An 11,310-nucleotide genomic window follows, 5' to 3' on the forward strand; every position below is an offset into this window, starting at 1 on the left:
CCGCCCCACCCCCCCACGCCCGCGGATCCGAAGGCTTCGCGGGTCGAATCGGCCGCCCCGCACCCGATTCGACCCCGTCGTGGCCCACCTCCACGACCCCGATTCCCGGATCACCCAACATCGTCGTGGTTCTGATCGACGACATGGGGTACAGCGACATCGGGCCGTTCGGCTCCGAGATCGAGACTCCCACCCTCGACCGCCTTGCCGCGCAGGGCATTCGGATGACCAACTATCACACGACGCCCCTCTGCTCGCCGTCGCGCGCAGCTCTTCTCACCGGCCTGAATCCGCACCGCGCCGGGTACGGCTTTGTCGCCAACGCCGATCCGGGCTACCCCGGACTGCGTCTGGAATTGGCCGACGACGTCCAGACACTCCCCGAAATCCTCCGCGGCGCGGGCTATGCGACCTATGCCGTCGGCAAGTGGCACCTCGTACGCGACGCCAACCTGGCCCCGGGACGAAGTCGTGACTCCTGGCCGACGCAGCGCGGTTTCGATCGCTACTACGGCTCACTCGAAGGCCTCAACTCCTTCTACTATCCCAATCAACTGATCTCCGACAATTCTGTGGTCGACGTGGACGAGTACCCCGAGGGCTACTACCTCACCGACGATCTGACCGACAAAGCGGTCGGGTACATCAAGGACCTCCGCGCCCACGATCAGGACAAGCCGTTCTTCCTCTACTTCGCACACGTCGCCATGCACGGACCGTTGCAGGCCAAGCCTGCCGACCAGGAAAAATACCGCGGCCGCTACGACGAAGGGTGGGATCGAATCCGCGAGTCGCGGTTCGCCTCTCAGCTCGTGCAAGGCCTCTTTCCGGAAGGTACGCAGCAAGCACCGCGAAACTCCGAACCCGGCTTCGACGTCCCCGAATGGGATTCACTCACGCCGGAAGTGCAGTCCAGGTTCGCCCGCTACATGGAGGTGTACGCGGCGATGGTCGACTCGATCGATCAGAGCGTCGGACGCATCGTCGACACCCTGGACGAACTCGGCGAGCTCGACAACACGATCATCGTCTTCACCTCCGACAACGGCGGCACCGCCGAGGGCGGTTCGGACGGAACCCGAAGCTACTTCGCACAGTTCGCGCATATTCAGGATCCGGACTGGGTGGGCGATGTCCCCCACGACGAATCCCTCATCGGCGGCCCTGAATTGGGCGTCCACTATCCACGTGGATGGGGACAGACGTCCAACACCCCGTTCCGGTTCTACAAAGGGCAATCCTTTGCCGGCGGGATCCGTGTTCCTTTTCTCCTGTCCTGGCCCGCTGGATTGAAACCCGGAGCAGACGACAACGGGATTCGCGACCAGTTCGCGTACGTCACCGACCTGACCCCTACGCTGCTCGAACTGGCCGGAATCGACGCACCCAGTGTGCGAAACGGGCTCCCGGTGAAAGAGTTCGACGGGGTGTCTTCCGCGCCCGTTCTGCGTTCGTCTGCCGCTCCGAGCACTCACACCGAGCAGTACACCGAGATGACCGGCAACCGTGGCTACTACAAGGACGGCTGGAAACTGCTGGCTCTCACCCCAGCGGACATAGACAAACCACACTGGCAGTTGTTCGACGTCCGCACCGACCCGACCGAGCTCGACGACCTGGCATCACGGTTTCCCGACAAGGTTCGCGAACTCGCCGAGGCCTGGGACCACTCGGCGTGGGCGAACACCGTGTTTCCTCTACTCGGCAATACCGTCGGCGCGGTTCGCCGTCCGGAGGAAGGAGCACTCTCACGCCCGGTGCGACTACTTGCCGGAACGCCCCCGCTGGAGCGCTACCGCTCATCCAAGCTGATCGGGTTCCGCGACTTCGACATCACGGTCGAACTCGACGGTTACCGCGAAGGTGACGCCGGTGTCCTTGTCGCCCATGGCGATCCGCAGGGTGGGTACCTTCTCTACGTCGAGGACGGGCACCTGCATCTCGGGTACAACGCGTTCGGTTCCTACTCCGTTGTCGACGCCGGACCGCTGGCGCTCGGCACCGAACGCATCGAGCTGTCGGTGACGGTGGTACCGCGGTTGCGTTGGGATCTCCACGTCAGCGTCGACGGCATTCACGCGGGCCGGCTGCTCGAGCAAGTACAACTGGTGGGAATGGCGCCGTGGACCGGCATCTCGGTCGGTGTCGACGCCAGGGGACCTGTGTCGTGGGAGGTACGACGACGCCATGGTCCCTTCCGGTACAGCGGCGCGCTGCGCGCCGTCACCTACACACCCGGCCGGATACAAGTACCGCGTCGTCACATCGAATCCATCGAACGGGAAGCAGAGTATGCCGCCGACTAGCCCTACGATTGCATCATGACCATTTCTTCCGATGCCCGCATCGCCGTAGTCACCGGAGCCAGCTCCGGAATCGGTGAGGCCACCGCCCGCACCCTGGCAGCTCAGGGATTCCACGTCGTGATCGGTGCTCGCCGCGTCGATCGTCTCGAGAAGATCGCCGAGGAAATCGGTGGTACCGCTCTCGAACTCGACGTCACCGACGAGGATTCCGTCGACGCGTTCGCGGCCGTGGTCCCCCGTGTCGACGTGTTGGTCAACAACGCGGGTGGTGCAAAGGGTCTGGCAACAGTCCTGGACGCCGATCTGGACGACTGGCGGTGGATGTGGGAGACCAATGTTCTGGGCACGTTGCGTGTGACGAAGGCACTGCTGCCCAAGCTGATCGATTCGGGTGACGGTCTGGTCGTGACCATCACCTCGGTGGCCGCGCTGGAGGCATACGACAACGGCTCGGGCTACACCACCGCCAAGCACGCTCAAGCCGTCCTTCATCGGACATTGCGTGGTGAACTGTTGGGCAAGCCCGTTCGACTGACCGAAATCGCGCCGGGAGCCGTCGAGACGGAGTTCTCACTCGTCCGGTTCGAGGGTGATCAGGACAAGGCCGACAAGGTGTACGAGGGAATCACACCGTTGGTGGCGCAGGACATCGCCGAGATCATCGGTTTTGTCGCGTCGCGGCCGTCACATGTGAACCTCGATCAGATCATCGTCAAGCCGAGGGATCAGGCAAGCCCCGGTCGGTTCCACCGCACCACCAGCTAGTTCGAATCGTTCTGACTAACCAGTGCGAATCACCCGGTGCAGGACGAGGCCGAGATTGCGTGCAATCTCGGCCTCCGTCATTTCCGTGGAAGCGCTACGGGCACTTACGGTTTCACCAGCGGTGACGATGTACCGACCATCTCCGGCATAGTCGTACCAGTGGAACGTTATTCCGTCGTCTGTCGGTCTGCTGTCCACCGCTCCTCCCGGGTATGTGGTGACTTCACCGATCGAGGTCCGCTCTCGGCCGAAGAATCTGCTCACTTCCTCGCTCCCGCGCGCACCGGCAGCACTGCTCAGAAAGCTCGCTCTACCGGAAGTTTTCGGCCTTTCGATGCTCACACCACGCTCCGATCCAGCGGGGCAGGTCGGCAGGTGATCGACGAGCATCCGTGGAATTGCCGATGGGCGTACCACGGTGAAAACCACGTCGGAGCCACAGTCGACAGTCCTGCCGGGCAGTTGAGTCAGGAGCACCCCCAGGTCGCCGGCAACAACGCCGTGCAATCGCGTCACCGTACTCATGTTCTGCCCGTGAAAACCGGAAACCTCCACGCGAGCATCAGGATTCGCAAGAGCACCGAGAACGTGATGCAGCCGATCGTCGAGCAACCAAGCCAGGTGTGCTCCCGCTTGACGTCGCTCTTCTGTCAGCTCGTTCATGGTTTCGGCCGTCGGTCGAAACCGCAGCGGGTACGGGAGTCGGTCACGTCCGACCGCTTCCCAGAGAATCTGGAATTCGAGGCCGGTGAACTGCCACTGCATGGTGGTCATTCGCCCAGCACCGCCGGGGAGACCATCGGTAGGTCGCCGACCAGGGCATTGCCGTTCTCGACTGTGACGAGGTAGCCGGGGGTGTCGTGAACGTTGTCTTCGTCTTGCCCTTGCCCTCGTCCCGGTGCCATGCCGCCGACGCCACCCATCGCGCCCCGACCGCTCTGCGCGCCCGTCGCCGAGGTACCGCCAGTTCCGTTGACGCCCCCACGCCCGCCATTGGCGAGGCCGCCCACGCCGCCAGGGCCGAGAGCGCCACCTCCGGTTCCGCCTGGCCCGAAGCCGCCGGTACCGATTCCACCTGCGGAACCACCACCCGAACCGCTACCCATGAGGCCTGAAGGCACTCCGGAACCGAGCTGAGCACCATTCGGAGTTGCACCTGCCAGGCCACCTGGCGCTGCACCGGCCGGCAGTGGGCCGGCATGTGCCGCGGCAGTCCCGGCCGGGGCGGAATCGTTTGCGAACCGGGCAGCATCGGCACCCGAATTCCCTTGGGCATCAACGCCGCCACGGTTGTCACCATTTCCGGAATTGGTGCCGGATGGGTTCTGACCGGAACCGTCTCCGGCCGGGTTTGCACCGCCGAGGTGTCCACCGTCCGCTCCTCCACCAACTCCGCCACCCGATGTAGACGGCGTGCCGAGCCCGTTCTCCGAACCCGAAGTGTTCCCGCCGCCGGCACCACCACCACCGAATGCGCCGCCACTTCCAGCCCCTCCACCGCCGGTGACCGGATTGAATGCGGCCGGGAGGATCGGCACCTGATCGTCCGCACGCTTCATGGACGGCAGATACACGTCCTTCATCACCTGGCGCGCTTGACGTTCGGCTTCTTCCGCTTCGTATTGTGCCTGCTTCCATGTAGCCCCGGGAACCATGCTGAGAAACCTCTCGACCGTCGAGGCGCCGTCGGGTGCCGGAATCGAGCGTTTTGCCTCGTCGAGTGCGATCTTCGCCTCCTCGATCTTGTTCGAGATCAGATCGACCCGCACCTTCAGCTCACCCGCATCAGCCGAGTAGGCCAGCACTGCTTCCAGCGCAGCCGAGCCGCCGCGCCCCTGCCAGCCTTCGGTGATCGCACCGTTCACGTCGTTCTGGAACTTCCCGATGCCGGCTTCGACCCGGCCTGCAATGGCCTTCCAAGCCTCACCGATCGCATTCAGGGTTGCCGGATTCATCTCGTTGACGTGGTCGAAGATTTCGGAGTGCGACATCGCATCGAACGGATCGTCGTCCACGATTGCGTGTTCGCTGTACTCGAGCGACGACGTCTGGGCGGTGAGGGCATCGCGCTCACCCCAGGCTCGTGCGCGCTCCACATCGGCGTCGACGGTCGCAGCAGCCATCTCGTCGTCGAACGCGCCGCGGTCGTCGGTTATGGATTGCACCAGAGCAGATGTAGCGATTGCGCTCGCGATGGGAGTGCCGACAACTGGTAATGCCGCCACGCCGGGAGGCACGGCCTGCGTCGCATCGGAGATTCTTCCCAGCACGTCTTCCAGAAATGGAATGCCCACCGCTGTCCCCCTGAAGTCGAAAACCCCCGTCGGACTCCCCCGAGCCGACAGCACTTACCTGTACAGACGCGAGCAGAGCCCGGACGGTTCCCTCATCCACGGATTTACCGCAGTACAGAGTTACGGCAGTGCCGACATCGACTTCCAGGTCGGCAGATCGATTGCCCAGTCGTAGATGTCGCCGTCCGCAGGAGACAGGTCGATCGACGTGCCGGTCACCTCGACGGGGTCACCGTAGAGGGCCGTTCCGAAGTACTCCTGCGCGTCGGATGTCGACAGGTTGATGCAACCGTTCGTGACGTTCGACGAGCCCTGCACCCCGGTGGTCTCAGGATTGGCGTGGATGAATTCGCCGTTGTTGGAGATGCGCACAGCCCAACGCTCGCGCACGTTCTCGTAGAACGGCGGGTTGGACATCATGAAGTCTTCGTACTTCTCGGTCACCATGTGAATGCCACTGCGCGTGACGTTTCGGGGTTCGTTGCCCTCGCCGTAGCTGACGGGAATATCCATGATCGTCTGGCCGTCGCGCACCACCTGCATGCGGTGGCTCGGTGCATTCGCCTTCACGATCTGGCTGCGACCGATCGTGAAATCGAGGGTGAGATCCTGGTCGCCGTAGGCGCCACCGCCGTAGTTCAAGCCGTAGAGCTTGGCGTCCAGATGGACAGTCGTGCCCGGCACCCAGTAATCGGCCGGACGCCAATGGGCCCGCGATCCGCCGTTGTCGTCGGCCAGCCAAGCCCACGATCCGGCGGTGGGCGGCACGGTGGTCACGACAAGCGCCTTCTCGACGGCCGCCTTGTCGACGACGGAGTTGTCGAACTGCAACGTGATCGGTGCCGCGATACCAACTTCTTGGCCGTCGGCGATGTTGAGGGTGGCGCCGGTGGTCGACTCCGGGGCAACCGTCGTAAAGCTCCCTTGGACTGGCACGGATTTACCGTCGGTTCCGGTTGCCGAGCCTGACCACGAATACGTGGTGCCGTAGCCGAGTGCCTCACTGACGGTGAACGATGTCTTGTCGGGCGACAGTTGTCCGGCGACGGCTTTACCGGCTGCGTTGCTGAGGTTGACGTCGGACAGCGTTCCCTGGGTCACGGCTACCGAGACGGGGGCGACCGGGCTGACATCTTTGGTGCCGGGCGCCGGCGTCGACACCACGGTCGCCACCGGTGCTGGTTCGGCGGCCGCCGCGCCGCCCTGTCCGTCCTTGCCGCCGATCGTGCAGCCGACGACGGCCACCATCACAGCGAGCAATACAGCTACCAACGCAACAAGACGCGAACGACTTCTCCTACCACCCAGCTCATGCACTTCAACAGGCTACCTGCGGGCTCTGTCAGGAATCAGACGGTGCAGCCCACAGTTACCGGTTCCGGTTCCAGGTGGACACCGAACGCGGCTTCGACGCCGTCGCGCACTGTCCGCGCGAGCGAGACCACATCCGCACTCGTTGCAGACCCTCTGTTGGTCAACGCCAAGGTGTGTTTGGTCGACAGCCTGGCCGGTGCATCTTCACCGGGATAACCCTTGGAGAATCCGGCCCGTTCGATCAACCATCCGGCCGAGAGCTTGGTTCCACCACTGCCCGGGAACTGCGGCACGGTGACGTCCCCGAGCTGTTCGGCGATTGCTCCGAGCACAGCGGGCAGCTTGTCGTCCGGCACCACGGGGTTGGTGAAGAAGGAACCCGCGCTCCAGGTGTCGTGGTCGTACGGATCGAGCACCATCGCCTTACCCGTCCGAAGTCCCAGAACTGCCTCGCGGACCTGCGACGCAGGTAACCGCTCGCCTTCTTCTGCCCCCAGCGCGGTGAACAGTTCGCGGTACGCGAGCGGGGCACTCAGTCCATCGGTCGACGCGTCGAATTCGACGGCGAGAACCAGTGCTGCGTCCGAATGCTTGAGGACGCTCGACCGGTAACCCAAGTCGAGTTTCGACGGTTCGACCCACGACACTTCGCCATTGCGTCGGTCGAGCAGTTGAACTCGCCGGAGTCGCGAGCCCACCTCGACGCCGTACGCGCCGACGTTCTGCACCGGCGTCGCACCGGTCGAGCCCGGAATCCCGGACAGGCACTCGAGGCCACCCAGTTCCGCGGCGACGGATTGGCCGACTACTTCGTCCCACACCGCGCCCGCTTCGGCAACGACGCGGTCCGTGTCGAGGCTCACGGTGGTGTTGGCCACACGAACGACAACTCCGTCGAATCCCGAGTCGGAGATCACGAGATTGGATCCGCCGGCGAGAATCAGCGTCGGGATCTGCTCGCGATCGAGCAGCGTCACGACGTCGATCAACGACTGCGTCGTCGGGCATTCGGCGAGCAGCCGCGCCGGTCCCCCGATTCGGAGCGTCGTCAATCCCGACAAGTCAACGTTCTCGGACACGAAAGCGCCTGATTCCACGACGCGTCTGCCAATGGTTACGTCCCACACATCGATAAACGGTAGCCTCCACAATCGTGAGCCGTCGCATCGAGCATTCGTCGAAGTACACAGTCCCCGCCGAGAAGGTCCATGAGGCGGTGACCTCCGAGCAGTACTGGCGCGACCGAATCGTCGCTGTCGGTGGTCCCGGCGCAACGATCGAAGAGCTGACCGTTCGCGACGAGACCGTCGCGGTCACGATGTCGCAGATCATTGCCGCAGAGCACCTCCCCAGCATGGTGTCGAAAGTCGTCAACGGCGACATCGTCATCAAGCGCAGTGAAACGATGGCGCCTTTCAAGGACGGCAAGGCCACCGGCACCTTCTCCGCCCACGTCGACGGCGTTCCCGCCCGTGTCGAGGGCACGCAGGTGCTGACAGGTGACGAGAACTCCGCCACTCTCGAGATCGACGGTGAGGTCGAGGTCAAGATCCCGTTCCTCGGCGGAAAGATCGAAAGTGCGATTGTCGACGAGGTTGTCCGGCTCATCCAGGCCGAACAGGACTTCACCCGGGAGTGGATCACGAAGTAAAACCCTGCGGGCGGCGGCAGTTGTGGATACAGCCAATTTGGCTTGTCACAGCGTGTAACCGGTATTCTTTCCGATCATGGCTCGCCGCATCGACTACTCCGCCCGCTATCAGCACTCCCCCGAGCAGGTCTATGCGGCACTGGCGGACCGCTCGTACTGGGAGGCCCGTGTCGAGGAGATGCGCAAGCATTCCGAGAACCATGTGGAACATTTCGAGGTCACCGATTCCGGAATCGATCTCGTGCTGCACCACATTCTCCCGCGCACCGATTTGCCGGACATTGCTCAGACGGTGATGAAGAAGGATCTGGTCATCACTCGTAAGGAGTCGTACGGCGCCTTCGGTGACACCGTGACCGGAACGTACGAAGCGTCCATCCCGGCCGGGCCGGGGAATCTGTCCGGCACCATGGAGTTGTTCGCGACCGAGACCGGGTCCACGCTGCGAACCACGTCCGAGGCGAAGGTCTTCATACCGTTCATCGGCGCGAAGTTGGAACAGCTCATGCTCATCAACCTCGTCGATCTGTTCCGCACCGAAGCTCAGGTCACGGCGACCTGGCTCGCCGCACGCTGAAGCCGGCGTGAAGAAGGCTCCACCCCCGAAGATCGAGGGGGTCATCACCCGTGGCACGACGGGGATCAACAGACTGCGACGTAGTGACCGGTGGATCGTGCACAACCGCACTATCGCGCACGCCCTGAACAACGCGACCGATCCGTTGATCGTCGACCTCGGGTACGGGGCGAGGCCCGACACCACCTTCGAGATGGCAAGCCGCCTCACCGCTGTCCGGCGGGATCGACGCGTCATCGGGCTCGAGATCGACCCCGCCCGCGTGGTCGAGAGTCGTGACGGTGTCAGCTTCGCCCGTGGTGGATTCGAACTTGCCGGTCTCACACCCGTCTTCGTACGCGCCTTCAACGTGCTCCGGCAGTACCCGGAGGAGGCTGTGGACTCTGCGTGGTCACACATTCAGTCCGGTCTCGCACCGGGCGGGCTGCTACTCGACGGAACCTGCGACGAACTCGGAAGGCGTTGCGCTTGGGTGCTTCTCGACGCTGATCGTCCATTGACCCTGACACTGGCCTGGGACCCCTTCGACATCGAGCGTCCTTCCGACATCGCGGAACGTCTCCCGAAGGCTCTCATCCACCGCAACGTTCCCGGTGAGCCGATCCACGCGTTGCTCAGCGCGGCCGATCGAGCCTGGGCCACCGCCGCGCCGCACGCCTCGTTCGGACCTCGCCATCGTTGGGCCGCCGCATTGGAAATTCTTCGGGCGCAAGGAATTCCCGTGCAACCCGCGCGGCGACGTCTTCGTGACTGCATCCTGACCGTGCCCTGGCACGTCGTAGCGCCGAATCCCTGAACTCACAGACGGGAAACGCCCCGCCGCGGAGGTGTTCTCCGCGGCGGGGTGTCCGTGTGCAGGCGTCGGGCTAGGACCCGAAGATGTTTTCCAGGCTTCCCAGTGAACCGGTCGAACTGCCGCCGTTGCCGGGATCCCCGCCGTCGGACGCTGCCGTTACCTTGACGGTGACTGCGGCCTGGGTCTCGGAACCGAGATAGCCGTCAGTTCCACTGAACACCGCGGTGATTCGGCGATCTCCGAGTTCAGTGAAGGTGTGCGAGAGCGTGGCCTTACCGTTCACCACGGCAACCGGTCCACCGATCGGGGTGGTTCCGTCCATGAACTGGACCGTTCCTGCGCTGAGCGTAGGTACCACTGCCGCAACAAGATCGACCTTCGCGCCCTTGACCGCTGACGCCGGAGCGCTCACGGTGACGGACGTTTCCTGATCCTCCGCGGCCGGAGCCGTGACCGAAACCGACTGAGCAGCCGAGGTAGAGGTGAGGAATCCTGTTGCACCCGAGTAGACGGCCGTGATGTCGTGCGTACCGACGCTCGCGAACTCGTGCATGATCGACGCCTTGCCCTCGACGACCGGCACCGGTGAGCCGAGATTGCCCGAGCCGTCCTTGAACTGCACTGTGCCGCCAACCGGCGTCGGCGTGACGGTTACGGACAGACCAACTGCCGTACCGGTTTTTGCATCCGCCGGAACGGTCAAGACCGTCTGGGTCTGCTGGTCGGTGGGAGCCGGCGCCTTGACGTTCACGGTCTGGGCGTTCGATGTCGAGCCCAGGTAGTTACCCGAACCCGAGAACACTGCGGTGATGCTGTACTCACCCGCCACGTTGAAGATCGGCGTGGTTGTCGCTTTTCCGGTTGCGTCCACGGGAATCGGGGAGCCCAGATCCCTGCCACTTTCCTTGAACTGCACGGTGCCACCTGCAACACCGGTCGAGACCGAGGCAGTGAACGACAATGTCTCTCCGGTCGAAGCGGTCGACGGGCCGACGAGGGTAGTCGTTGTGTTCTCCTCGACCACCACCGGAGCGACTGTCAACGCATGTGGCGCCGACGTCGAAGTCTGGTAGACACCGGAACCGGAGTACACCGCCACGATCGAATGCGCTCCGACTGCATAGGAATTCGTCAGCGAAGCCTTGCCGTTGGCATCGACGGGAACGGCGCCGCCGAGGTCGGTTGCACCGTCCTTGAACTGCACCGTGCCACCCGCCGGAGTGGGCGACACCGTAGCCTCGACGGTCACGGACTCACCTGCAACTGCACTTGCGGGACCGGTGATCGCGGTTGCAGTGCTCTTGTCCGCTTCGGACACTACGACGTCGACAGCCGACGACGTGGAGGTCGCCACCTTTGCATTACCGAGATACTTGGCCGTCACGCTGTGGGTTCGGACGTCAGCCGGTGTCCAGGCAAGTGTTGCAACACCATTACCGAGCGCGCCCGCACCGATCTTGGTGGCGCCGTCGAAGAACTCCACCGAATCACCGTCGGCACCACCGGTCACCGTCGCACTCAACGTCACCGGTTGCCCCACCTGAGCGCCACCGACCGGTGACACGGCGGTCGTCGACACGTTCTTCTGAACGTTGATCGACGGACCA

At 63.7% G+C, this 11,310-nt stretch carries 10 protein-coding genes; 5 read left to right on the forward strand and 5 right to left on the reverse strand.

The window, feature by feature from the left end:
* Both RWT78_RS23745 and RWT78_RS23750 read left to right on the forward strand, forming a co-directional pair.
* On the forward strand, positions 1-2,306 hold a 2,306-nt coding region (locus RWT78_RS23745; protein WP_314681375.1), incomplete at its 5' end, for an arylsulfatase.
* Positions 2,307-2,321: 15 nt separating this feature from the next.
* On the forward strand, positions 2,322-3,071 hold the full coding sequence (locus RWT78_RS23750; RefSeq protein ID WP_003942076.1) for an SDR family NAD(P)-dependent oxidoreductase: 750 nt from the start codon (positions 2,322-2,324) through the stop codon (positions 3,069-3,071).
* Positions 3,072-3,086: 15 nt separating this feature from the next.
* Here the strand turns inward: RWT78_RS23750 and RWT78_RS23755 are convergent, their stop codons facing one another.
* From RWT78_RS23755 to RWT78_RS23770, 4 genes are all read right to left on the reverse strand, one after another.
* Entirely contained in the window at positions 3,087-3,845 is a 759-nt protein-coding gene (locus RWT78_RS23755) for an ESX secretion-associated protein EspG (RefSeq protein WP_285181876.1), read from the reverse strand.
* A complete protein-coding gene (locus tag RWT78_RS23760; protein WP_285181875.1) occupies positions 3,842-5,365 on the reverse strand; it encodes a hypothetical protein in 1,524 nt (507 codons plus the stop codon). The genes RWT78_RS23755 and RWT78_RS23760 overlap by 4 nt, the downstream gene beginning before the upstream one ends.
* Before the next feature lie 120 nt (positions 5,366-5,485).
* Positions 5,486-6,682, reverse strand: coding sequence for an Ig-like domain-containing protein (locus RWT78_RS23765; protein WP_230816911.1), 1,197 nt, complete (start codon positions 6,680-6,682; stop codon positions 5,486-5,488).
* A 32-nt stretch (positions 6,683-6,714) separates the two neighbouring features.
* Complete coding sequence (locus RWT78_RS23770; RefSeq protein ID WP_314681380.1) at positions 6,715-7,758, reverse strand: UDP-N-acetylmuramate dehydrogenase; 1,044 nt, start codon at positions 7,756-7,758, stop codon at positions 6,715-6,717.
* Between the two features lie 74 nt (positions 7,759-7,832).
* On the opposite strand from RWT78_RS23770, the gene RWT78_RS23775 reads away from it, so the two are divergent.
* The 3 genes from RWT78_RS23775 to RWT78_RS23785 all read left to right on the forward strand — a co-directional run bounded on the left by RWT78_RS23775 (position 7,833) and on the right by RWT78_RS23785 (position 9,703).
* Complete coding sequence (locus RWT78_RS23775) at positions 7,833-8,330, forward strand: DUF2505 domain-containing protein (RefSeq protein ID WP_042452956.1); 498 nt, start codon at positions 7,833-7,835, stop codon at positions 8,328-8,330.
* Between the two features lie 76 nt (positions 8,331-8,406).
* Positions 8,407-8,907, forward strand: coding sequence for a DUF2505 domain-containing protein (locus tag RWT78_RS23780; protein ID WP_003941898.1), 501 nt, complete (start codon positions 8,407-8,409; stop codon positions 8,905-8,907).
* A 7-nt stretch (positions 8,908-8,914) separates the two neighbouring features.
* On the forward strand, positions 8,915-9,703 hold the full coding sequence (locus RWT78_RS23785) for a hypothetical protein (protein WP_003941937.1): 789 nt from the start codon (positions 8,915-8,917) through the stop codon (positions 9,701-9,703).
* A 70-nt stretch (positions 9,704-9,773) separates the two neighbouring features.
* Here the strand turns inward: RWT78_RS23785 and RWT78_RS23790 are convergent.
* Positions 9,774-11,310, reverse strand: a 1,537-nt coding sequence (locus RWT78_RS23790) for an Ig-like domain-containing protein (protein WP_314681382.1), incomplete at its 5' end; no start/stop codon positions are given.

The sequence above is a fragment of the uncultured Rhodococcus sp. genome, assembly GCF_963525155.1.
Taxonomy (GTDB): domain Bacteria; phylum Actinomycetota; class Actinomycetes; order Mycobacteriales; family Mycobacteriaceae; genus Rhodococcus_F; species Rhodococcus_F qingshengii.